The sequence below is a fragment of the Mesorhizobium sp. B2-3-6 genome (genome assembly GCF_006442305.1).
In the GTDB taxonomy this organism is placed as follows: Bacteria; Pseudomonadota; Alphaproteobacteria; order Rhizobiales; family Rhizobiaceae; genus Mesorhizobium.
In genome coordinates, this window is record NZ_VFVW01000010.1 from 12,874 (window position 1) to 33,672 (window position 20,799).

Annotated in this window: 22 protein-coding genes and 1 pseudogene; 14 read left to right on the forward strand and 9 right to left on the reverse strand. The window is 65.4% G+C overall.

Going from position 1 to position 20,799, the window contains the following annotated elements; translation table 11 throughout:
* The first annotated feature begins 3 nt into the window (after positions 1-3).
* The 3 genes from FJ953_RS25605 (at position 4) to lpdA (ending at position 4,045) form a co-directional block, all read left to right on the forward strand.
* Positions 4-1,017 (forward strand): alpha-ketoacid dehydrogenase subunit beta, encoded by a 1,014-nt coding sequence (locus FJ953_RS25605; protein ID WP_140524493.1) that lies wholly within the window; start codon positions 4-6, stop codon positions 1,015-1,017.
* 16 nt (positions 1,018-1,033) lie between these two features.
* Positions 1,034-2,413 (forward strand): dihydrolipoamide acetyltransferase family protein, encoded by a 1,380-nt coding sequence (locus tag FJ953_RS25610; protein ID WP_140625336.1) that lies wholly within the window; start codon positions 1,034-1,036, stop codon positions 2,411-2,413.
* 234 nt (positions 2,414-2,647) lie between these two features.
* Positions 2,648-4,045 (forward strand): dihydrolipoyl dehydrogenase, encoded by a 1,398-nt coding sequence (gene lpdA / locus FJ953_RS25620; RefSeq protein WP_140625337.1) that lies wholly within the window; start codon positions 2,648-2,650, stop codon positions 4,043-4,045.
* A gap of 112 nt (positions 4,046-4,157) precedes the next feature.
* Here the strand turns inward: lpdA and FJ953_RS25625 are convergent, their stop codons facing one another.
* Together FJ953_RS25625 and leuD are read right to left on the reverse strand one after the other, a co-directional pair.
* On the reverse strand, positions 4,158-5,078 hold the full coding sequence (locus tag FJ953_RS25625; RefSeq protein ID WP_140625338.1) for a hypothetical protein: 921 nt from the start codon (positions 5,076-5,078) through the stop codon (positions 4,158-4,160).
* A gap of 69 nt (positions 5,079-5,147) precedes the next feature.
* On the reverse strand, positions 5,148-5,753 hold the full coding sequence (gene leuD, locus FJ953_RS25630; protein WP_140491959.1) for a 3-isopropylmalate dehydratase small subunit: 606 nt from the start codon (positions 5,751-5,753) through the stop codon (positions 5,148-5,150).
* Positions 5,754-5,907: 154 nt separating this feature from the next.
* On the opposite strand from leuD, the gene FJ953_RS25635 reads away from it, so the two are divergent.
* From FJ953_RS25635 to FJ953_RS25650, 5 genes are all read left to right on the forward strand, one after another.
* The gene (locus FJ953_RS25635) at positions 5,908-6,327 is read left to right on the forward strand and encodes a GNAT family N-acetyltransferase (protein WP_140625339.1); all 420 of its coding nucleotides are present in this window, start codon (positions 5,908-5,910) and stop codon (positions 6,325-6,327) included.
* Positions 6,328-6,417: 90 nt separating this feature from the next.
* Positions 6,418-6,729: a metalloregulator ArsR/SmtB family transcription factor gene (locus FJ953_RS25640; RefSeq protein WP_140514430.1), complete on the forward strand. Its 312-nt coding sequence runs from the start codon at positions 6,418-6,420 to the stop codon at positions 6,727-6,729.
* Complete coding sequence (locus FJ953_RS25645; protein ID WP_140491965.1) at positions 6,729-7,175, forward strand: SRPBCC family protein; 447 nt, start codon at positions 6,729-6,731, stop codon at positions 7,173-7,175. The genes FJ953_RS25640 and FJ953_RS25645 overlap by 1 nt, the downstream gene beginning before the upstream one ends.
* A 42-nt stretch (positions 7,176-7,217) precedes the next feature.
* Positions 7,218-7,382 (forward strand): hypothetical protein, encoded by a 165-nt coding sequence (locus FJ953_RS31025; RefSeq protein WP_246674895.1) that lies wholly within the window; start codon positions 7,218-7,220, stop codon positions 7,380-7,382.
* Positions 7,376-7,720, forward strand: a complete 345-nt coding sequence (locus FJ953_RS25650) for an SRPBCC domain-containing protein (protein WP_246674896.1) — start codon at positions 7,376-7,378, stop codon at positions 7,718-7,720. Before FJ953_RS31025 ends, FJ953_RS25650 begins: the two co-directional genes overlap by 7 nt.
* Before the next feature lie 60 nt (positions 7,721-7,780).
* On the opposite strand, the gene FJ953_RS25655 is transcribed toward FJ953_RS25650, so the two are convergent.
* Both FJ953_RS25655 and FJ953_RS25660 read right to left on the reverse strand, forming a co-directional pair.
* Positions 7,781-8,947, reverse strand: a complete 1,167-nt coding sequence (locus FJ953_RS25655) for an FAD-binding oxidoreductase (RefSeq protein WP_140625340.1) — start codon at positions 8,945-8,947, stop codon at positions 7,781-7,783.
* A gap of 28 nt (positions 8,948-8,975) precedes the next feature.
* Positions 8,976-9,098: pseudogene (locus tag FJ953_RS25660) on the reverse strand (ATP-binding protein); the annotation flags it as partial.
* A gap of 63 nt (positions 9,099-9,161) precedes the next feature.
* Here FJ953_RS25660 and FJ953_RS25665 point away from each other — a divergent pair.
* Both FJ953_RS25665 and FJ953_RS25670 read left to right on the forward strand, forming a co-directional pair.
* The gene (locus FJ953_RS25665) at positions 9,162-10,058 is read left to right on the forward strand and encodes a CoA ester lyase (RefSeq protein ID WP_140625341.1); all 897 of its coding nucleotides are present in this window, start codon (positions 9,162-9,164) and stop codon (positions 10,056-10,058) included.
* Positions 10,059-10,113: 55 nt separating this feature from the next.
* On the forward strand, positions 10,114-10,320 hold the full coding sequence (locus tag FJ953_RS25670) for a DUF1737 domain-containing protein (RefSeq protein WP_140559183.1): 207 nt from the start codon (positions 10,114-10,116) through the stop codon (positions 10,318-10,320).
* On the opposite strand, the gene FJ953_RS25675 is transcribed toward FJ953_RS25670, so the two are convergent.
* Entirely contained in the window at positions 10,307-10,984 is a 678-nt protein-coding gene (locus tag FJ953_RS25675) for a hypothetical protein (protein WP_210239496.1), read from the reverse strand. The two genes, FJ953_RS25670 and FJ953_RS25675, sit on opposite strands and share 14 nt — an antisense overlap.
* A gap of 170 nt (positions 10,985-11,154) precedes the next feature.
* Here FJ953_RS25675 and FJ953_RS25680 point away from each other — a divergent pair, with 170 nt between their 5' ends.
* On the forward strand, positions 11,155-11,784 hold the full coding sequence (locus tag FJ953_RS25680) for a TetR/AcrR family transcriptional regulator (RefSeq protein WP_140514082.1): 630 nt from the start codon (positions 11,155-11,157) through the stop codon (positions 11,782-11,784).
* 19 nt (positions 11,785-11,803) lie between these two features.
* On the opposite strand, the gene FJ953_RS25685 is transcribed toward FJ953_RS25680, so the two are convergent.
* Positions 11,804-12,226: a metallopeptidase family protein gene (locus FJ953_RS25685; RefSeq protein ID WP_140491980.1), complete on the reverse strand. Its 423-nt coding sequence runs from the start codon at positions 12,224-12,226 to the stop codon at positions 11,804-11,806.
* A gap of 250 nt (positions 12,227-12,476) precedes the next feature.
* On the opposite strand from FJ953_RS25685, the gene FJ953_RS31030 reads away from it, so the two are divergent.
* From FJ953_RS31030 to FJ953_RS25700, 3 genes are read left to right on the forward strand one after another with little or no spacing between them, the layout of a single operon-like run.
* Positions 12,477-13,532, forward strand: a complete 1,056-nt coding sequence (locus FJ953_RS31030; protein ID WP_140514081.1) for a hypothetical protein — start codon at positions 12,477-12,479, stop codon at positions 13,530-13,532.
* On the forward strand, positions 13,474-14,949 hold the full coding sequence (locus tag FJ953_RS25695; RefSeq protein ID WP_140491985.1) for a DUF6504 family protein: 1,476 nt from the start codon (positions 13,474-13,476) through the stop codon (positions 14,947-14,949). The genes FJ953_RS31030 and FJ953_RS25695 overlap by 59 nt, the downstream gene beginning before the upstream one ends.
* Positions 14,946-18,302 carry an error-prone DNA polymerase gene (locus FJ953_RS25700; protein ID WP_140559184.1) on the forward strand — a complete coding sequence of 1,119 codons (3,357 nt, stop codon included), beginning with the start codon at positions 14,946-14,948 and terminating at the stop codon, positions 18,300-18,302. The genes FJ953_RS25695 and FJ953_RS25700 overlap by 4 nt, the downstream gene beginning before the upstream one ends.
* Positions 18,303-18,679: 377 nt before the next feature.
* Here the strand turns inward: FJ953_RS25700 and FJ953_RS25710 are convergent, their stop codons facing one another.
* The 3 genes from FJ953_RS25710 to trxA all read right to left on the reverse strand — a co-directional run bounded on the left by FJ953_RS25710 (position 18,680) and on the right by trxA (position 20,775).
* The gene (locus FJ953_RS25710; RefSeq protein ID WP_140514079.1) at positions 18,680-18,928 is read right to left on the reverse strand and encodes a Trm112 family protein; all 249 of its coding nucleotides are present in this window, start codon (positions 18,926-18,928) and stop codon (positions 18,680-18,682) included.
* Between the two features lie 19 nt (positions 18,929-18,947).
* Positions 18,948-19,619 carry an LON peptidase substrate-binding domain-containing protein gene (locus tag FJ953_RS25715; RefSeq protein WP_140514078.1) on the reverse strand — a complete coding sequence of 224 codons (672 nt, stop codon included), beginning with the start codon at positions 19,617-19,619 and terminating at the stop codon, positions 18,948-18,950.
* Between the two features lie 163 nt (positions 19,620-19,782).
* Positions 19,783-20,775, reverse strand: a complete 993-nt coding sequence (gene trxA / locus FJ953_RS25720; RefSeq protein ID WP_140625342.1) for a thioredoxin — start codon at positions 20,773-20,775, stop codon at positions 19,783-19,785.
* Between the last annotated feature and the right edge of the window lie 24 nt (positions 20,776-20,799).

Genomic DNA, 20,799 nt, shown 5'->3' on the forward strand with positions numbered 1-20,799 from the left:
GCCATGCCGAGGCGGACCATGATCGAGGCCATTCGCGACGCGATGGACGTGTCGATGGGGCGCGACGAGAAAGTGGTGGTGTTCGGCGAGGATGTCGGCTTTTTCGGCGGCGTGTTCCGCTGCACGCAAGGCCTGCAGGCGAAATACGGCAAGAGCCGCTGCTTCGACGCACCGATCAATGAATCCGGCATTGTCGGCTCGGCCATCGGCATGGCCGCCTATGGTCTGAAGCCGTGCGTGGAGATCCAGTTTGCCGACTACATGTACCCGGCCTACGACCAGCTGACCCAGGAAGCCGCGAGGCTGCGCTACCGCTCGAACGGCGACTTCACCTGCCCGATCGTGGTGCGCATGCCGACCGGCGGCGGCATATTCGGCGGCCAGACGCACAGCCAAAGCCCGGAAGCGTTGTTCACCCATGTGTCGGGGCTGAAGACCGTCGTGCCCTCGAACCCGCATGACGCCAAGGGGTTGCTGATCGCGGCGATCGAGGATCCCGACCCGGTCATCTTCCTCGAGCCGAAGCGGCTCTACAACGGCCCCTTCGACGGCCATCACGACCGGCCGGTGACGCCGTGGTCGAAGCACGAGCTGGGCGAGGTCGCCGACGGCCACTACACCGTGCCGCTCGGCAAGGCCGCGATCCGCCGGGCCGGCTCCGCCGTCACGGTGTTGGCGTACGGCACAATGGTCTATGTCGCGCAGGCGGCGGCCGAGGAGACCGGCATCGATGCCGAGATCGTCGATCTCAGGACGCTGTTGCCGCTCGACCTCGACACCATCGTGGCGTCGGTGAAGAAGACCGGACGCTGCGTCGTGGTGCACGAGGCGACGCTGACCTCCGGCTTCGGAGCGGAGCTGGTCGCGCTTGTGCAGGAAAACTGCTTCTACCATCTGGAGGCACCGGTGGCCCGCGTCGCCGGCTGGGACACGCCCTATCCGCATGCGCAGGAATGGGACTATTTCCCCGGTCCGGCCCGCGTCGGCCGGGCGCTTACGGAAACATTGGAAGCCTAGAACGGGGAGGCCCGACATGGGCGAACACATCATCAAGCTGCCCGATGTCGGCGAGGGCGTCGCCGAGGCGGAACTCGTCGAATGGCATGTCAAGGTCGGCGACATCGTGCGCGAGGACATGATGCTTGCCGCCGTGATGACCGACAAGGCCACGGTCGAGATCCCTTCCCCCGTCGACGGCGAGATCCTGTGGCTGGGCGCCGATATCGGCGACACGGTGGCGATCGGCTCGCCCATCGTGCGGCTGAAGGTGGCCGGCGAGGGCAATGTCGTTGGCGGTGCGATGCCGGCGGAAGTGACGGCTGAAAGTATCTCCGATGATACGGGGGCTCGCCCGGTCTCGGACCTGGAGCCGTCATCGCCCAATCTGTCGCCGTCATCCTCGGGCTTGTCCCGAGGATCCGCCGTCCCACAGGGATATGACGCGACCAGTTCCGGAAGGTCGGTAGATCCTCGGGACAAGCCCGAGGATGACGGCGCCAGGTCCAAGGTCAACAGCGCGCCGCGTGCGCAAGGTGAAAGGCCGCTGGCCTCGCCGGCCGTGCGGCTGCGTGCGAAGGAAGCGGGCACTGACCTCAGGCAGGTCCAGGGAAGCGGCCCGGCCGGTCGCATCGGCCATGAGGACATCGAGGCGTTCCTGGCGCGCGGGCCGCACATGGCCAAGGCATCCGGCCTCGCCCGCAACGATGCCGTCGAGGACATCAAGGTGGTGGGCCTGCGGCGCAAGATCGCCGAGAAGATGACGCTGGCGGCGTCGCGCATCCCGCACATCACCTATGTCGAGGAGGTCGACGTTACCGCGCTCGAGGATCTGCGCGCCGCGCTCAACAAGGAGAAGCGGGCGGCCAAGGGGGTAGAAAGGCCAAAGCTGACGCTGCTGCCGTTCCTGATGCGCGCGATGGTCAGGGCGATCGCGGACCAGCCCAACCTCAATGCGCTGTTCGACGACGAGGCCGGCATCATCCACCAGCATGGCGGCATTCATATCGGCATCGCCGCGCAGACGCCGTCGGGACTGGTCGTGCCCGTCGTCAAGCACGCCGAGGCGCTGGACATCTGGGAATGCGGCGCGGAGGTCGCCAGGCTGGCCGAGGCGGCCAAGTCGGGAACCGCGACGCGCGACGAGCTCTCCGGTTCGACCATAACCATCACCTCGCTCGGTGCCATGGGCGGCGTGGCGACGACTCCGGTCATCAACCACCCGGAAGTCGCGATCCTCGGCGTTAACAAGATGATGGTGCGGCCGGTATGGGACGGCACCCAGTTCATCCCGCGCAAGATGATGAACCTGTCGTCGAGCTTCGACCATCGCGTCATCGACGGCTGGGACGCGGCGGTGTTCATCCAGCGCATCAAGACGCTCCTGGAAACGCCGGCGCTGATTTTCGTGGATTGACGGTGGATCATTCGAGATGATGGCGGGAGAGCGCCCCCCTCTGCCTTGCCAGGCATCTCCCCCACAAGGGGGGAGATCAGATGTCACGCCGGCTTTCGCCAATCACCAGCGCTGCGGGATTGAGCGAGGCGCCGAAGCCTCCAATCTCCCCCTTTGTGGGGGAGATGTCCGGCAGGACAGAGGGGGGCGCGAAGAATCTCGACGGAGCGTTTCCTCGGATCGAAGGGTCACGTCATGAAAGAAATCTCCTGCAAGCTGCTGGTCATCGGCGCGGGGCCGGGCGGCTATGTCTGCGCTATTCGTGCCGGGCAGCTCGGCGTCGATACCGTCATCGTCGAGGCCGGCAAGCCGGGCGGCACCTGTCTCAATGTTGGCTGCATTCCTTCCAAGGCACTGATCCATGCAGCGGAGGAGTTCGAGAAGGTCGCGCAGATGGCGGGCGGCAACAGCCCGCTCGGCATTTCGGTGGCCGCGCCGGCGCTGGATCTGGGCAAGACGGTCGCCTGGAAGGACGGCATCGTTAGTCGGCTTAACAGCGGGGTCGCCGGCCTGCTCAAGAAGGCCGGGGTGAAGACCGTGCACGGCTGGGCGACGTTTCGAGACGGCAAGACCGTCGCGGTCGAGACCGAGACGGGAAGCCAGGTGATCCGCGCCGAAGCGGTGGTGATCGCCACCGGCTCGGCGCCGGTCGAGTTGCCGTTCCTGCCGTTCGGCGGGCCGGTGATCTCGTCGACGGAAGCGCTGGCGCTGAAGGAGGTGCCGCAGCGGCTGGCGGTGGTCGGCGGCGGCTATATCGGCCTGGAGCTCGGCACGGCCTTCGCCAAGATGGGCGCGGCGGTGACCGTGGTCGAGGCCTTGCCGCGCGTGCTGGCGCAGTATGACGCCGAACTGACGCGGCCGGTGGTCAAGCGGCTGGCGGCACTCGGCATCGAAATGATGCCAGGCGCCAAGGCCAAGGGCCTGTCGACGAAAGGCGATGCGCTGCTGGTCGAGACCCCGGATGGCAAGGATGCGAGGATCGCCGCCGACAAGATCCTGGTCACGGTCGGCCGCAAGCCGGTGACGGAAGGGTGGGGGCTCGACCAGATCGACCTCGACATGGCGGGGCGATTCATCCGCATCGACGAGCAGTGCCGCACCTCCATGCGCGGCATCTTCGCCATTGGCGACGTCACCGGCGAGCCGATGCTGGCGCACCGCGCGATGGCGCAAGGCGAGATGGTCGCCGAAATCGTCGCCGGCCATAAGCGCGGCTGGGACAAGCGGGCTATCCCCGCCGTCTGCTTCACCGATCCGGAGCTGGTCACCGTCGGCCTGTCGCCCGAAGAGGCCAAGGCGCTCGGCGGGGAAATCAAGGTCGGGATGTTTCCCTTCGCCGCCAATGGCCGCGCGATGACCAGGATTGGCGAGGATGGCTTTGTCCGCGTCGTCGCCCGCGCGGACAATCATCTTGTGCTAGGCATCCAGGCGGTCGGGCAAAGCGTGTCGGAACTGTCGACGGCCTTCGGCCTGGCGCTCGAAATGGGCGCGCGGCTGGAGGACATCGCCGGCACCATCCATGCCCATCCGACACAGGGCGAAGGCTTCCAGGAAGCGGCCCTGAAGGCGCTGGGACACGCGCTGCATATCTAATTCGGGACGGCGGAAAGCACCCCCCTCTGTCCTGCCGGACATCTCCCCCTCAAGGGGGGAGATTGGCAGCTTAGGAGCCCCGCACATCCCGCCTACGGTGCGCAATTCGGAGTTAATTCGCCGCGCTCATCGCCTTGTCGAGCGCTGCCTTCACGTCCGCCGGCCAGGTCTTCACCGGGGGCTTGGCGTCCGGCTGGCCGTTCTCGCCGCGGCGGGCGAAATAGAGCTTGTGCTGGCCCGGGTCGACCGCCATGAAGCCGTCATTGCCGCCGCAATCGTGCGGCACGCAGCCGCTGGCGTAGAAGGCGCCGGACGCGGTCTTTTCTGTGCCGCCACCGACCAGCAGGCTGGTCGCCATGTCGGGCATCTCCTTGCCGAGCAGCGTCTCGGCCGCCTTGTAGACGGCCTCATTGTGGAAGGCGTCGATGATGTTGTCGTATTTCGACGGATCGATGTCCTTCCAGTCGGTGCCGGGTTCGGGCATGTAGGTCAGATTGCCCGCGATCGTCAGCCCCGATGTCGGCGACCATTGCAATGCCGGCTTCGAATCGCCGGGCAGGAGATAAGGCACGAAATAGATGGCGCTGTCGGAGACGGCCGTGGGCGGGGCGCCGCACTCGTCCTGCTCGACGGTGGTGCTCTGGATCTCCGCGCCTTCCGGTTTCCAGACGATCACCGTCGCCGGCCCGCACTGATTGCCTCCGTCGCCGACGTCGAACAGCGCCACCTTGACGCCGCCGACCTCGACGATCTTGTCGAAGAAGACGTCGTAATTGCTGGCCAGATGCTTGCCGTCATAGGCAAGCACCTTCTCGCCATACTGTTCCTGCTGGGTGATGGTGAACTGGCCGCCCTCGAACGGCACCGGCGCCTGTTTGTCGTCGTCGGAAACGTCGGCGGCTCCCTGATCCGTGGCCGGCGTCTCGCTTGCTGCCGGTGGCTGCTGCCCCGTCTCGGCCTGCGCATGCGCGCCGGCCAGCGTCGCCACGGTCATGGCCAGGGCGCAGGCGCTGGCAAGAAGCGGGCGTATCATGACAGTTCCTCCTTCAGCCGCCGCAAGCCCGGCCAGCGACGGCCGGGCCGATATCGTCAGCCGCGCCGTTCAGGCCCAGGGGCGCAGCTCGGCGTTCTTCTTCTCGAACGAAGCGATGGCGCCGGCCTTCTCCATCGTCAGGCCGATATCGTCGAGGCCGTTCAGCAGGCAATGACGCTTGAAGTCATCGAGGTCGAACTTGACCACGCCGCCGTCGGGCCCGCGGATCTCCTTGGCCTCGAGGTCGATCGACAAAGTGGCGTTGGAGCCGCGCGAAGCGTCGTCCATCAGCTTGTCGAGATCCTCGGGGCTGACGGTGATGGGCAGCACGCCGTTCTTGAAGCAGTTGTTATAGAAGATGTCGGCGAAGGAGGTCGAGATGACGCAGCGTATGCCGAAATCGAGCAGCGCCCACGGCGCGTGCTCGCGCGAGGAGCCGCAGCCGAAATTGTCGCCGGCGACGAGGATCTGCGCCTTGCGGTAGGCCGGCTTGTTGAGCACGAAATCCGGATTCTCCGAACCGTCGTCCTTGTAGCGCATCTCAGCGAACAGGCCGCTGCCGAGCCCGGTGCGCTTGATCGTCTTGAGATAGTCCTTGGGGATGATCATGTCGGTGTCGACGTTGACGATCGGCATGGGCGCGGCGACGCCGGTGAGCTTGGTGAATTTTTCCATGGTCTTTGCCCGTCTTCCTGGCATTGCGGGGGATTGCTGGCGCCCGGTTTACACAAAGCCGGCGACAAATAAAAGGCAGGTGTTCGCGCGCGTCGGCACGGGGTGCCGCACAAACGGCTTCGAATTCGCGGCCCGATGGTGCAGTCTGGCTGTGATGGCTGAAAAAATTCTCTATGCACGCGAACCCGCGCTCGACGTCGCCGAATTCCGCCGCGTGCTGGTGGACTCCGGCCTTGGCGAGATCCGTCCCGTCGATGATGCCGACAGGCTGCGGGCGATGCTGTCGGGCGCCAATCTGGTGCTGACCGCGCGGCTGGATACCGAAGGCAAGCCGCTGGTCGGCGTCATCAGGGCCGTGACGGACTTCTCCTGGGTCTGCTACATCTCCGATCTCGCCGTTTCCGGATCGGCGCAGGGGCTCGGCATCGGCAAGGGACTGATGGACGAGGCGCGGCGGCAGCTCGGCCCGTCCGTCGCCATCAGCCTGGTTTCCGTGCCCGACGCCGCCGGCTTCTACGAATGCATCGGCATGATGCGCATGGCCGACGCCTTCTGGTTCTCCCGCACGCGCTGACATTTTTCTCCTGTGGCCGGATCCAGCAGCCGTTGGCATGACATGTCGCCTTGACATGCAACCAAATGGTTGCATATTAGAGCCATGAGCATGGACGCCGTCTTTCGCGCTTTGGCCGACCCGACCCGCCGGCAATTGCTGGACAGCCTTCATGACAGGAACGGGCAGACGCTGAACGGGCTGTGCGCTGAGATGGATATGACCCGCCAGGCGGTGACCAAGCACCTGGCGATCCTCGAGGAGGCGAACCTTGTCACCACAATCCGCAAGGGGCGCGAGAAGGAGCACTACCTCAACCCGGTTCCGATCAACGAGATCGCCGAGCGCTGGATCGGCAAATTCGAGCGGGGGCGGCTCTCCGCCCTCGGCGATCTGAAGAGACGCCTCGAAAGGGAAGACTGATGAGCAACGCCTTCGTTTATGTGACCTACATCCGCACCACGCCCGACAAGCTTTGGCAGGCGCTGACCGAACCGGAATTCCACCAGCAATATTTTCTCGGCGCCCGCATGCAGAGCGACTGGAGAAAGGGCTCCGCGTGGAAGATGGTCTATGCCGACGGCCGGGTGACCGACAGCGGCGAGATCCTCGAGATCGATCCGCCAAGGCGCCTGGTGATCAAATGGCGCAATGAGTTCATGCCGGACGTCAAGGCCGACGGCTACACCACCTGCACCTTCGTCATCGAGCAGGAGGGCGACATGATGAAGCTTGCCGTCACCCATGCGGCCGACGGCCCGCACAAGCTGCTGGAGCATGTCGGCAAGGGCTGGCCGCTCGTCCTGTCGAGCCTGAAAAGCCTGCTCGAAACCGGGCAGGGCCTGTCTCGGCCGGCGTCGAAAGGCTGAAAATCATCGTTTTCGAGCCGAAACAATCATCCGGAGGCATCGATGTTGCATGTCCCAGTGCCAACTTCAGCCGTGCAGAGCATGACCAATGGCGAGACCGTTATGGCCCAGGCCGAGATCGACGCGCCGGCAGAGCGCGTCTTCCGCGCGCTGATCTCCGACGAGGTCGAACAATGGTGGGGGTCCGCGGACACCTACCGATGGTGAAATGGTCGGCAGACCTTCGCGCCGGCGGCCGATGGGCCGTCACGGTCCGTGAAGCCGACGGCAGGGAGCTGCCGGCCAACGGGGAATTCCTCGATATCGAGGTGCCGCGGCGGATCGTGCAGACAAGGCTCTATGCCTGGGATCACCCGACGCTTGGCCGCCGGCAAACGACGGTCGCCTGGCTGCTGGAACCAACCGCCGCGGGCACGCGCCTCACCATCTGCCATGGCGGCTTCGCCGGGCTGGCCGAAGCGGCGGCCGAACATGCCGAGGGCTGGGGACGCGTGCTGGGCTGGCTACAGGCGTATTTGGGTGCGGGAAGCCGAGTGGCGGCTTAGCCGACTGGTGGCGGTGCAGACCCTTTTGATGTCAGCGTCAAAGAGGGACCTTGACTCGGCTCAAATCACATTCAACTCGCGGAACGCCCGCCCTTCGGCAACGCGTTCGTAGCCAAAGGGGGAGCAATCGATCGTGCGGTAGCCGCCATGGACGATCAGCTCGGCCAGCGCCTTGCCCACGGCGGGCGCCTGCTGCAGGCCGTGGCCGGAAAAGCCGTTGGCGAAGAGGAAATTGCCGACTTCGGGATGCGGGCCGATCACCGCGTTCTGGTCGAGCGTGTTGTAGTCGTAATGACCGGCCCAGGCGCGCGTCGGCTTGATCGCCTCGAAGGCCGGGATGCGGGTCGCCAGCACCGGCCAGATCACCTCTTCGAACAGCGGCCAGTCGACGTCGAAATCGGCGGGATCGGCCGGGCCGTCGCCCTCCTCCGGCTCGGCGCCGCCGGTGAGATAGACCGAGCCTTCCGGCCTGACATAGATGCCGGACGGGTCGACCAGCAGCGGCATGTCGGCATATTTCTCGCGCGCCTCGAAGACGAAGACGTTGCGCTTGCGCGGCTCGACCGGCAGCGCCAGCCCGGCGAGTGCGGCGACCTTGCCCGCATTCGGCCCTGCGGCATTGACAAGGATGCCGGCCTCGAGCCGTTCGCCATTGTCGAGGCTGACGCCGGTAACGCGGTCACCCTGCCGCTCGATGCCCGTGACCGAAGCATTGATGAAGTCGATCTTCTTCTCGCGCAACGCCTTGCGGAACAGCATCAGCATGGCATGCGCGTCGAACCAGCCCTCGCCGCTGCGGCCATAGGCGCCGGCGGTGATGCCGTCGGCCGACAGCCAAGGGAAACGGCGCACGAGTTGTTCGGCGTCCTCCAGCAAAATGTCGGCGCCTTCGGCAAGCTGTGCCTCGTGGTTGGCCCTGAGGATCGGCAGCCCGGCCTCGCCGGCGAGAATGAGATAGCCGCCCTCGCGAAAACCGATGTCGGCGTCTGCGCCGAATTCTTCCTTCAGCCGGCGGAACAGTTTCAGCGTGAATTGCGACAGGCGGATATTTTCCGGAATGGAGAATTGCTGACGGATCGAGGCCATGGATAGCGTTGTCGCCGCGTGGGAAAATTGCGGGTCGCGCTCGACCAGCGCGATCCTGCCGGAAAAGCCCTCCTCGCGCAGATAATAGGCGATCGAGGAGCCGACGATGGCTCCGCCGATGATGACGATGTCGTAGCGCACTTTTTTCTCCGATCCGCTGCCGGCGTCCTTACGCAACCGGCAAGACAATCTCGAAGCGCGTGCCGCGCTCGGAGTCAACCAGCCTGATCGTGCCATCCTGCGCTTTCAGGAGGGCCAGCACGATGCCGAGCCCCATGCCGGTGCCCCCGGTAGAGCACCGCGCGATGCCGCCTGCTCCCTTGCCTCAACCCGCGGCAGGCGGCATAGATCTGGCATGACGACCGATCTCTACCGCCCGCGCCGCTCGGTGCTCTATGTCCCGGCCTCGAACGACAAGGCGCTGGCCAAGATGGCGCAGCTTGCCTGCGACACCGTCATCATCGACCTGGAGGATGCCGTCGCCCCGGCCGACAAGGCCGCGGCGCGCGAAAGGCTGGCCGGCATCTTCAGCAATCGTCCTGATACCAACCATAGTGGCCGGCGCTGCGAGATGGTGGTGCGCATCAATGCGCTCTCGAGCGAATGGGGCGGCGCCGACCTGCTGGCGGCAGCGAAGGCGGAGCCGGACGGCATCCTGCTGGCCAAGGTCGACACGCCCCGCGACGTGCTCGAGGCGGGTGACGTGCTCGACGACAATTCCGCCCCCGACAGCGTGAAACTATGGGCGATGATCGAGACGCCGAAGGCCGTGCTCAATGTCGGCGCCATCGCCGAACTTGGCCGCGATCCTGCCTCGCGGCTTGATTGTTTCGTTGCCGGAACGAATGACCTGACCAAGGACACCGGCATTATGGCGACGTCGGACCGGCGTTATCTCCTGCCGTGGCTGATGCAGATGGTGCTGGCGGCGCGTGCCGGCGATCTCGATATCGTCGACGGCGTCTTCAACGATTTTCGCGCGCTCGATGCTTTCAGCCGCGAATGCACGGAAGCGGCCGCCATGGGCTTCGACGGCAAGACGCTCATCCATCCCGCCCAGATCGAGGCGGCGAACCGCGCCTTTGCGCCGTCGGCGGAGGCGGTGGCCAAGGCCCGCGCGGTGAAGCAGGCCTTTGCGCTTCCGGAAAATGCCGGCAAGAACGTGATTGCGCTGGAGGGAAGGATGGTCGAACGGCTGCACCTTGCGCAGGCCGAAAAACTTCTGGCGAAGGCGGCGGCCGTCGGCGCATGATGTGCCGTGTTGGATTGCCGATCGCGGGCGATGGACTGACGACAGGAATTGAATGATGAAACTCTACCGCTTTCTCACCGCTCCGGACGACGCCAGCTTCTGTCACAAGGTGACGGCGGCGCTGAACAAGGGCTGGCACCTGTTCGGCTCCCCCACCTACGCCTACGACAAGAAGACCAAGACCATGCGCTGCGGCCAGGCCGTGGTGAAGGATGTCGACGGCCAGGAATACGGGCCGGACACCAAGCTCAGCGAGTGGTAGCCCCTCGCATCCACAGCCACGCCGCCAGCCAGGCGATCGATGCCGCAAGCATCGCCAAGCCCAGGTCAAGAGCCAGCTCCGGAACGAACGCACGAAGCGCGATCGGCACCGCGCCAATGAGATAGAGAGCGAGAGGAATGCGCGGCACGCCTCTTGCAACGGCGAGAGAGATTACAAACGCGAGCGTTCCAACCAGAAAAAGAACCGAACTGGCGACCAGAGCCAGACCGAGCGGTCCGGCTCGCAGCTCGACGATGGTTGTGAGCGGAAGCTTCGAAAATACCAGATTGATCACTGCTTCCACGCCTACCAAACTTGCCAACGCAACGAAGTTGATGACAAACGCGATAGTGCCGAACAGCCCCGCGCGCCGGCCAAACGCAAGAAACAGGCCCACGACGAGGCCAAGCGCCAATATCTCGGCGACTGGTGCGAGAAGTTGCGTCAGATCGGTGGTCGCGATGAGCGAGCTGCGTTTAGCCGCGTTGACCAGAAGAATAAGCGCGCTTCCCATCCCGGCAACGGCGGCAAGCCGATAAAGCGTGAGGCTGGGCACAGTCGCGCTCGACTGAACAATCGCGAAATTCTCCTGCTGAAATTCTTCGGCTGGACTCTGATGCGAAATGACCGATTGCGAGCGGGGTGGGGCTGTTCTGGCGAGCATGTTCGTCTCCTCAGCTGGGAGTTCGGGAGCCGCGAAGACCGTAGGCCTGTTCCGATCCCATCAGTAATCACTGCTTACATCCTCTGGCCGGAATTGTAAACGGCGATTACATAAATCGCGGAATCATGCTACAGAGGCGGGGAGCTGCTCCACGGAACGAAGGGAAAGAGATGGCAAAAGCCAAGGCGCCTCATCGCACTGGTTACCACCATGGCAATTTGCGGGAGGTCCTGATCGATGCCGCGGTTCAACTGGTCGAGGAAGGCGGCCCCGACAATGTGAGCGTGCGCGAAGCCGCAAAACGTGCCGGCGTTTCCCCTGGCGCGCCATTCCGTCACTTCAGCAACAAGACCGCGTTGATGACGGCTGTCGCGGAGCAGGCAATGAGCCGATTCCGCTCGGAGATCACGAATGCGGTCGAGAAGGTTGCGACGGACGATCCGATCGAACGCTTTGCCGCTGTTGGAATCGCCTATTTGCGCTGGGCAATTCGAAACCCCACCCACTTCCAGATCATCTCGACACGCAATCTTATTGATTGGGATGCTTCAGAGTCGCTGCGTCACGATAACGAAGCGGTGCGTTCGCTGATGGAAGCGTCAATGGCAGAAGCACAGCGACGAAACATGCTCCGGTCGGACGACATGGCAGAGACCCAGATAGCCGCGAGGGCGCTCGTCTACGGGCTCGCACGCATGTACATTGATGGACATTTTGCGCAATGGGCAGTGGCAGGACATACCGGGGAGCAGACTGTGCAGAACGTATTAAAACATTTCGTCACACTCATTGTGAAATGACGGCCTGACGTGGAACCGGTCACTCGGCTGCCTCTTCGATCTTCTCCATATCGTCGTCCGAGAGGCCGAAATGGTGGCCGATCTCGTGGATCAGCACATGGGTGACGATGTCGCCCAAAGTCTCCTCGTTCTCGGCCCAGTAATCGAGGATGGCGCGGCGGTAGAGCGTGATGCGGTTCGGGCCTTCGCCGGTCTGCGGGTTCCAGCGCTCGGCGATGCCGCGTCCCTCGAACAGGCCGAGCAGGTCGAAGGGGGTTTCCAGTGACAGGTCGTCCATGATCTCGTCGGTCGGGAATTCGGCGATCTGGATGACGATCTCGCCGGTCAGCTTGCGAAAATCCTCGGGCAGATGGGCGTAGGCCTCCAGCGCCAGGAACTCGATCTCGTCCATCGACGGCGAAAGCTGGTCGTGCCAAATGCGGGTCTTGTAGATGCGGGCCATGCTTTGTCCTTTGATCCCGGCATATAGGCTTTTGGGCCACAATCGGCAAATGACGCGGCGGCCAACCCCAGGATTGCTTACGGCACCGGGAGCCGTTTCGCATGGCTTGAGGGGCGGTCGGCTGTCCGACCCATGTTGGCCCTCTTATCGGAGAGGAATAAATTCCCCCATGAGTCTGCTTGACTCTTCGGGTCGCCTCTGGAATCTATAAGAACATAACAGGAACAATTGTGAGTGGACACTGACCGTCATGGCGATGAGCGCCGTGGCGCGGGAGACTGTTTTTGCCCTGCGCCGCCAGATCGCGAAGATCGAGGGAACGCTGCCCGAGCGCCTGCAGGCGCCGGCCGGCGCGGTTTCCGACGCCGGCATGGCCGCCGCGGACCGCACCGTGGTCCGGCGCGGCATCGCCGTAGCCAGGCCGGATGCTTTCCTGCGCACCGGCATCGGCCGGCTCGATGCCGCCCTCGGTGGCGATTGGGGCGGCGATTTGGGCGGCGGCCTGCCGAAAGCGGCCTTGAGCGAAATCCATGGCGTCGAGACCCGCGATGCCGGAGCGGTCGCCGGCTTCGCCCTGTCGCTCGCCAGCCTGATCCTCAAGCCCAGCCTGATCCTCAAGCAAGGGCCGCGATTGCCGGTGCTGTGGATCGGCACCCAGGAGGTTTTTCGCGAGGCGGGCTTTCCCTATGCCCGGGGCCTTCACGCCGCCTTCGGCATCGAGCCGGAGCAATTGCTGTTTTCCGAGGCGCCAAGGCTCGCCGATGCGCTGTGGGTCGCCGAGGAGGCGGCCCGCATGACGGCGCTCGCCGCCGTCATCCTTGAAGTCCGCGGCAATCCGCAGCGGCTGGACCTGACCGCGACGCGCCGGCTGCACGCCCGCGCGCAGAGCGCCGGCCGGCCGGTCTTCCTGCTGCGGCAGGCGGCCGAACCCGAACCGACGGCGGCGCCCGTCCGCCTCATCGTCTCGCCGGCGCCGGCAGGGCCGCGCGACACGGTCGCCGGGCCGCTTGCCGGCTCGATCGGCCGCCCCGCCTTCACCATCAGCATCGGCAAGAGCCGCACGGCCCTGCCAGGACAATTCATATTGGAGTGGAACCCCGATGAACGCATATTCGATGAAAGACGGATTGGGGAAGAACGAGCAAAGAATCCTGTCCCTGTGGTTTCCCTATCTCGCGGCCGAACGGATCCTGCGGCAGCGCCTGGGGCGGTCCTGGCGTTCCCGGCCATCGGATCACCGGCCGCTGGTGATCAGCCATCGCGACAGCAACGCGCAGCGCATCTTAGCCCTCGACGAGCGGGCTGAGGCGCTGCATCTGAAGCCCGGCATGGGCATCGCCGATGCGCGCGCCATGCATCCGTCGATCGACATAATGGAGGCCGATGCCGAAGCCGACCGGCGCCTGCTCGAAGGCCTTGCGGACTGGTGCGACCGCTATACCCCGCTGGTGGCGCTCGACGGGACCGACGGCCTGTTCCTCGACGTCACCGGCTGCACCCATCTTTTCGGCGGCGAACGCGCCATGCTGGACGAGATCCTGTCGCGCTTCTTCCATCAGGGCTTCGACGTCCGTGCCGGCCTTGCCGCGACACCCGGCGCCGCCTGGGCGGCGGCGCGGTTCTGCGGCGACCGCATCGTTGCCGGCGGCGAGGAGGAAGCGCTCCTGGCGCCCTTGCCGCTGGCGGCGCTACGCATCGCGCCGGAAACCCGCGCCAGCCTGGAAAGTGTTGGCCTGCGCACGGCGGGCGCGGTGATGGCCGCGCCGCGCGCGCCGCTCGCCCGCCGCTTCGGTGCCTCCCTGCTCTTGCGCCTCGACCAGGCGCTCGGCCGTCTCGACGAGGCGGTGTCGCCGCGCCTGCCCGTCGCGCCGCTTTCGGTCGAACGCCATTTGGCCGAGCCCGTCACGCTGACAGAGGACATAGAACGGCTGGTGGGCATGCTGGCGACGACCCTGAAGATCGACCTCGAGCGGCGCGGCGAAGGCGCGAGAAGCCTGGCGCTGCTCTTGTTCCGCGTCGACGGCGCCGTCAGCCGCATCGCGCTCGGCACGTCGCGACCGATGCGCGAACCCCGGCTGATCCAGAAATTGTTCCATGAGCGGCTGGCCGCCCTCGAGCAGCATATCGATGCCGGCTATGGCTTCGACCTGGTGCGGCTTTCGGTGCTGGCGGCGGCGGCCTTCGACATGCCGCAGGCCGACCTGACAGGCAAAACGACCGACGACGGCGCCGATATCGCGCTGTTCGCCGACCGCATCCGCGCCCGGCTCGGCGAGGGCGCGGTTCTCAAGCCGGTCGTCGTGGAAAGCCATCTGCCCGAGCGTGCCGTCGCCACCATCCCCTTCACGGAAACCCCGCGCCGCATCACGCCGCCGAAGAAACCGGACAGGATGCAGGCGCCGATGACCATCTTCCCGCCGGAGCGGCCGATCCGGCTTTTCCGCTCGCCCGAGCCGATTGAGGTGCCGGCCACCGAAATGCCCGAGGGACCGCCGCTGAATTTCCGCTGGCGGCGTGCGCTCTACAGGGTCGCCCGCGCCGAAGGCCCTGAACGCATCGCGCCGGAATGGTGGCGTGAATTTTCGAGCGACGAAGCGGCGTCGACACGCGACTATTTCCGCATCGAGGATGCCGACGGCCGCCGCTACTGGCTCTACCGGCAAGGTCTCTATGGCGGCTCTGAAATCCCGCCGCGCTGGTTCCTGCACGGGGTCTTCGCATGAACGCGCTGACCGCCATTCCCTATGCGGAATTCGGCATCCAGTCGAATTTCTCGTTCCTGCGCGGCGCCTCCAAGCCGGAGGAGCTGGTGGTCGCGGCCAAGCTCATGGGGTTCTCCGCGATCGGGCTCGCCGACCGCAACACGGTGGCGGGCGTGGTGCGCGCCTGGCAGCAGGCCAAGGTCGAGACGCTTGCCTACCACCCCGGCAGCCGGCTGGTTTTTTGCGACGGCACGCCTGATATTCTCGCCTATCCGCGGAACCGCAAGGGCTGGGGACATCTGTGCCGCATGCTCACGCAAGCCAATCTGCGCGAGGAGAACGAAAAGGGCGCGACCCTTCTGCGGCGCGACGACCTTCTCGAATGGGGCGAACTGATGTCGCTGGCGGTCCTGCCCGCTCTGGCGACAGGCGCGCAAGACAGCCTTGCCCTGCTTCGCCAGCTCAAGGACCGTTTCGGCGGGGCCCTGCGGCTCGGTGTCTCGCCCGACTACGCGGGAAACGACCGCTTCAGGATCGAGCAGGCGGCGGCGATGGCGGAGCTGGCCGGCCTGCCCTTGATGGCGACCAACGACGTCCTCTACCACACGGCCGAACGCCGCCCGCTGCAGGACGTGCTGACCGCGATCCGTCTCAACATTCCCGTTTCGGAGGTCGGGCTGGAACTCACGGCGAATGCCGAGCGCCATCTGAAACCGCCGCTGGAGATGGCGCGCCTGTTCCGCAGGCACCCGGAGGCACTGGCCGAAACGCTGCGCTTCGCGCAGGAACTGACTTTCTCGCTCAGCGACCTTCAGTACAATTACCCCGACGAGCCGACGCAATCAGGGCTCGGCCCGCAGGCGGAGCTGGAAAGGTTGGCGCGGGAGGGGGCGGCCAGGCGCTATCCCTCGGGCGTGCCGCAATCGGTGACGAGGCGCATCGAGGAAGAGCTCGCCCTTATTGAGCGCCTGAACTATGCCCGTTATTTCCTGACCGTCCACGACATCGTCAAATTCGCCCGCAGCCAGGATATTCTCTGCCAGGGGCGCGGTTCGGCCGCCAATTCGGTCGTCTGCTTCTGCCTCGGCATCACCGAGGTCGGGCCGGAGCGAATCGACACGCTGTTCGAACGCTTCATTTCCGAGGAGAGGAACGAACCGCCCGACATCGACGTCGATTTCGAGCATGAGAAGCGCGAGACGGTCATCCAATATATCTACGAGAAATACAGTTCCAAGCGCACCGCGCTGGCCGCCGCCGTCATCAGCTATCGCGGCCGCTCGGCGCTGCGCGAAGTGTCGAAGGCGATGGGCCTGTCCGAGGATGTCAGGGCATCGCTCTCCGGCTCGATCTGGGGCTGGTCGACCTCGGAGCTCGGCGAGAAGGAAGCCCGGGCCGGCGGCCTCGATCGCGCCGACCCCATATCGCGGCACGTGATGGAGCGTGCCAACGAGATCATGGGCTTTCCCCGTCACCTCTCCCAGCATGTCGGCGGCTTCGTCATCACCAGGGACCGGCTCGACGAGATCGTGCCCATCGTCAAGACGGCGATGGAGGAACGCAAGATGGTCGAATGGGACAAGGACGATCTCGACGCGGTCAAGATCCTCAAGGTCGACGTGCTGGCGCTCGGCATGCTGACTTGTCTCAAACGCGCCTTCACTCTGCTGACGGACCATTATCCGCAGGCGCGAGACCCTTACGGGCAGCCCTATGTCCTTGCCACCCTGCCGGAAGAGGCGAAGCCGGTCTATAAGATGATCGGTCGCGCCGACACGATCGGCGTCTTCCAGATCGAATCGCGCGCGCAGATGTCGATGCTGCCGCGTCTCAAGCCAAAAGAATTCTATGACCTTGTCATCGAGGTGGCGATCGTGCGGCCCGGCCCGATCCAGGGCGACATGGTCCACCCCTATCTGCGCCGCCGGCAAGGCAAGGAGCAGCCCGAGTATCAGAAACCGGAGCTGGAGGCGATCCTCCACAAGACGCTGGGCGTTCCTCTGTTCCAGGAACAGGCGATGAACATCGCCATCGTGGCCGGTGGCTTCAAGCCTGGCGAGGCCGACGAGTTGCGCCGCGCCATGGCCACCTTCAAGCGCACCGGCACGATCGGCAATTACCGCCGGCGCATGATCGACGGCATGGTCGGCAAGGGCTACACCCGGGATTTCGCCGAACGCTGTTTCAAGCAGATCGAGGGTTTTGGCGAATACGGCTTTCCCGAAAGCCATGCCGCCTCCTTCGCGCTGCTGGTCTATGCCTCCTGCTGGTTCAAGACCTTCTATCCCGACGTGTTCTGCGCCGCGATCCTGAATTCACAGCCCATGGGGTTTTACCAGCCGGCCCAGCTTGTTCGTGATGCACGCGATCATGGCGTCGACATCCGCGAGGTCGACGTCAATTTCTCCGTCTGGGACTGCACGCTGGAACAGGCGACTTTCGACCCGGCCCACATCCTGCCGCGCCATGCCGACATGCGCGGCGTCATCGCGACGCAGCACGCAGTGCGGCTCGGCTTCAGGCAGATCAAGGGACTTTCCAAGGAGCGCATGGACGCCTTCGTCGAGCGACGCGGTTCAGGCTACATATCCGTCCGGGATGTCTGGCTGCGCTCCGGCCTCGATGTCGCCGAGATCGAAAGACTGGCGCAGGCCGATGCCTTCCGCTCGCTCGGCCTGGACCGCCGCGCCGCACTTTGGGCGGTGCGCGCCCTCGACGGCAAGAGTGCCGCCGAAAAGCTGCCGCTTTTCGACCAGCCGGCGCTGCGGCTACGCGAGCTGGAGCCGGAGACGAAGCTGCCGAAAATGCCGCTCGGCGAGCATGTCATCCACGATTACCGCTCGCTCGGCCTGTCCTTGAAGGCGCACCCGGTCGCCTTCCTGCGCGAACGGCTCGACCGGGCCGGCGTGACGCCCAATGCCAGGCTGTGCTCGGTGCGGGACGGACGGCGCGTCTCGGTCGCCGGGCTCGTTCTGGTGCGGCAGCGCCCCGGCAAGGGCAATGCGGTCTTCCTGACGCTGGAGGATGACGAGGCCGTTGCCAACGTCATTTTCTGGCAGCGGACCTTCGACCGCTTCCGTCCCATCGTCATGGGCGCGCGCTTCGTCAAGGTCACCGGCAAATTGCAGTCGGAATCGGATGTCGTCCACATCGTCGCCGAGAAGATCGAGGATTTGACGCCCTGGCTGACGGTGTTGCTGGAGAAGGTCGACCAGGCCAGTTTGCCGGGGGCCGGTTCTCAGGGGCATGCCTCGAGGGAGGATCCGGATCGTCCCGGCCGGCCCGCGATGCGGAACCCACCGGCCGGGCAGGATTTGGCAACACTGTCGGAAGAAGCGGAAAGCGTCATGCCCAGGGGCCGCAATTTTCAGTAGACACATCAATGCCTTCGTCATCCACCGGCGGAGCAAGGAGCGAAGCGACGCGGCGCGAGGATTCATGCCGCGACGTCTCCGCACCGCAGCGGTGCGAAACTTGACGCTGGCGGGCGAGCCCCCCTCTCGCCTGCCGGACCCGGCCCTTCGCTGTCGCTTCGGGCGCTCTTCGTTCGCAAAGCCAAGCAATTGGCTTTGCGTCCACTTCATGGACCACTCCTCGCCCCCTCAAGGGGGAGATTGGCAGTTTCAACGCTCCGCCAATTCCTGCAACAATGGAGATTGGCGAAGGCGGAGGTGACATTCGATCTCCCCCCTTGAGGGGGAGATGCCCGGCAGGGCAGAGGGGGGCGCCGTAGAATGCCGACCGATAATTTTCACGTCGAGCCGGCCGGCCCGCCCAGCCGCGGCGGCAGCACGTCTTCCGCCGAGATGCTCCGTGCCTCCGAAGGCAGCATGATCGGGATGCCGTCGCGCACGGGATAGGCGAGCTTGGCGACCCGCGAGATCAGTTCGCCGCGCTCGGGATCCCAGGCCAGCGGCCCCTTGGTCAGCGGGCAAGCCAGCAGCTCCAGCATCCTGGGGTCGACATTCGCTCTCTTTCCGTCACGCCCATCCGCCGCCATCGTGCCCTCTCTCAACATCCTACTGCAGGCTCGAGCCAAAATCCTCGTTCTCGCGCGCCAGCGCCATTTCGGTGATGGCGATCAGCGTTTCGGCGCGGGTCTTGAGATCGGCCGCTTCGAGCAGCGCCTGCTTCTCGGCCGGTCCATAGGGCGCCATCATCGACAGCGCGTTGACCAGCATGGCGTTTTCGGCCCGGCTGACGCTTTCCCAGTCGGCCTCCAGGTCGTTGGCCTGCAGATAGGAGCGGAACGCCCGCAGCAGCGCCGGCCGGTCGACCTCGGCGGCCGCCTGGTCGTCGTCGAGATCGGCGAGAAAGGGGGCGATCTTGCCTTGGCGGAACGGCGTCTTGACCGTCAGCTCATGGGTGACACGGAACCGGCACACACCCTGCAGCGAAATCAGGTAGCGGCCGTCGCCGGTCTCGGAAAGCGCTATGATGCGGCCGGCGCAGCCGACATTGCAGAGTTCCGGCTCGCCATCGTCGCGCAAGGCGCCGTCGAGGCTGGGCTGGATGACGCCGATCAGCCGTGAGCCGGCGATCGCCTCGTCGACCATCTGCAGGTAGCGCGGCTCGAAGATGTTGAGCGGCATGCGGCCGCCCGGCAGCAGAAGCGCGCCCTCGAGCGGAAAGACCGGGATGGTCGACGGCAGATCCCTGGCGAGCCGGTAGTGAGCGTTTCCCGCTTGCACCTCGTTCCTCCGATCGCTTCGCCTGGGAAGCGCCTCCATGCCGCGATCCGCCTGTCGCTGCCCGGGGTTGTTGGCTTCCCGAGGGAAAGGCGGGCCGGATTCGTCCTATCTGGCGCGGCCGGCGCCGGGTGCAAGCCCCGCGCGACCATTCGGCCGCGCCGGCTCAGGAAAACAGCAGCGACGACAATTTGCGCCGCGCGGCAAGCGTCGCCTCGTCGGTCATGCCCCAGGCCTCGAAGAAGCGCAGCAATTGCGCCTTGGCGCCGTCCTCGTTCCAGCCGCGGTCAGCCTTGATGATGGCCAGGAGATTGTCGGCGGCCGCATCGCGCTCGCCCCTGGCGTTCTGGACCATGGCCAGATCGAAGCGGGCCTGATGGTCGCCGGGATTCTCAGCCAGCCGGCGCTCGAACTCCGCCGGGTTGCCGAGTTCGGACGCTTGCGCGGCCAAGGTCATCCTGGCGCGCAGCGCGGCCAGCGGCGGCGCATCGGCCTTGGCCTGCGGCGCCCGCGCCAGCATCGCCTCGGCGCCTTCGGTATCACCGGCCTCGAACAGCAATTCGCCTAGCCCCGCTATCGCCTCGATCGTCTCCGGCGCCTGCTCGAGCACGGCGTCATAGATGTCGGCCGCCGTCTGCACGTCGCCGGCAGCGCGCGCCTCGGCCGCCGCCGTCAGCGCCTCGGTTACATCAGCCGCACCATTGCCCTTGCCGCCGACCTTGTCGATGAACTGGGTGATCTGGCTCTCGGGGATGGCGCCCATGAAGCCATCGACCGGCTGGCCGTCCTTGAAGGCGATGACCGCGGGAATGGACTGGATGCCGAGCTGGCCGGCGATCGAGGGATGGTCGTCGATGTTCATCTTGACCAGCTTGACCTTGCCGCCGGCGGCGCGGACCGCCTTTTCCAGTTGCGGCGTCAGCTGCTTGCACGGCCCGCACCACGGCGCCCAGAAATCCACCAGCACCGGCTGGCGGCGCGATTCCTGGATGACATCGGCGGCAAAGGCCGCGGTGGTCGTATCCTTGATGACGTCGCCGGCGGGGGCGGCGCCGGCCGCAGGTTTCTGCGGTTCCGCGCCGCCGCCATACTGCACCGTCGTGGCATACTGGCCGCCGCTGTTGCCAAAGGAGCCGCCAAACGGATTGTTGTCACTCATGTCGTCGCCCTTTCGGTGGCGCCA

Bases quoted from the DNA above. Each gene is read 5' to 3' on its own strand.
- FJ953_RS25605 (WP_140524493.1), top strand. From the start codon at position 4: ATGCCGAGGCGGACCATGATCGAGGCCATTCGCGACGCGATGGACGTG.
- FJ953_RS25610 (WP_140625336.1), top strand. From the start codon at position 1,034: ATGGGCGAACACATCATCAAGCTGCCCGATGTCGGCGAGGGCGTCGCC.
- lpdA (WP_140625337.1), top strand. From the start codon at position 2,648: ATGAAAGAAATCTCCTGCAAGCTGCTGGTCATCGGCGCGGGGCCGGGC.
- FJ953_RS25625 (WP_140625338.1), bottom strand. From the start codon at position 5,078: ATGATACGCCCGCTTCTTGCCAGCGCCTGCGCCCTGGCCATGACCGTG.
- leuD (WP_140491959.1), bottom strand. From the start codon at position 5,753: ATGGAAAAATTCACCAAGCTCACCGGCGTCGCCGCGCCCATGCCGATC.
- FJ953_RS25635 (WP_140625339.1), top strand. From the start codon at position 5,908: ATGGCTGAAAAAATTCTCTATGCACGCGAACCCGCGCTCGACGTCGCC.
- FJ953_RS25640 (WP_140514430.1), top strand. From the start codon at position 6,418: ATGGACGCCGTCTTTCGCGCTTTGGCCGACCCGACCCGCCGGCAATTG.
- FJ953_RS25645 (WP_140491965.1), top strand. From the start codon at position 6,729: ATGAGCAACGCCTTCGTTTATGTGACCTACATCCGCACCACGCCCGAC.
- FJ953_RS31025 (WP_246674895.1), top strand. From the start codon at position 7,218: ATGTTGCATGTCCCAGTGCCAACTTCAGCCGTGCAGAGCATGACCAAT.
- FJ953_RS25650 (WP_246674896.1), top strand. From the start codon at position 7,376: ATGGTGAAATGGTCGGCAGACCTTCGCGCCGGCGGCCGATGGGCCGTC.
- FJ953_RS25665 (WP_140625341.1), top strand. From the start codon at position 9,162: ATGACGACCGATCTCTACCGCCCGCGCCGCTCGGTGCTCTATGTCCCG.
- FJ953_RS25670 (WP_140559183.1), top strand. From the start codon at position 10,114: ATGAAACTCTACCGCTTTCTCACCGCTCCGGACGACGCCAGCTTCTGT.
- FJ953_RS25675 (WP_210239496.1), bottom strand. From the start codon at position 10,984: ATGCTCGCCAGAACAGCCCCACCCCGCTCGCAATCGGTCATTTCGCAT.
- FJ953_RS25680 (WP_140514082.1), top strand. From the start codon at position 11,155: ATGGCAAAAGCCAAGGCGCCTCATCGCACTGGTTACCACCATGGCAAT.
- FJ953_RS25685 (WP_140491980.1), bottom strand. From the start codon at position 12,226: ATGGCCCGCATCTACAAGACCCGCATTTGGCACGACCAGCTTTCGCCG.
- FJ953_RS31030 (WP_140514081.1), top strand. From the start codon at position 12,477: ATGGCGATGAGCGCCGTGGCGCGGGAGACTGTTTTTGCCCTGCGCCGC.
- FJ953_RS25700 (WP_140559184.1), top strand. From the start codon at position 14,946: ATGAACGCGCTGACCGCCATTCCCTATGCGGAATTCGGCATCCAGTCG.
- FJ953_RS25710 (WP_140514079.1), bottom strand. From the start codon at position 18,928: ATGGCGGCGGATGGGCGTGACGGAAAGAGAGCGAATGTCGACCCCAGG.
- trxA (WP_140625342.1), bottom strand. From the start codon at position 20,775: ATGAGTGACAACAATCCGTTTGGCGGCTCCTTTGGCAACAGCGGCGGC.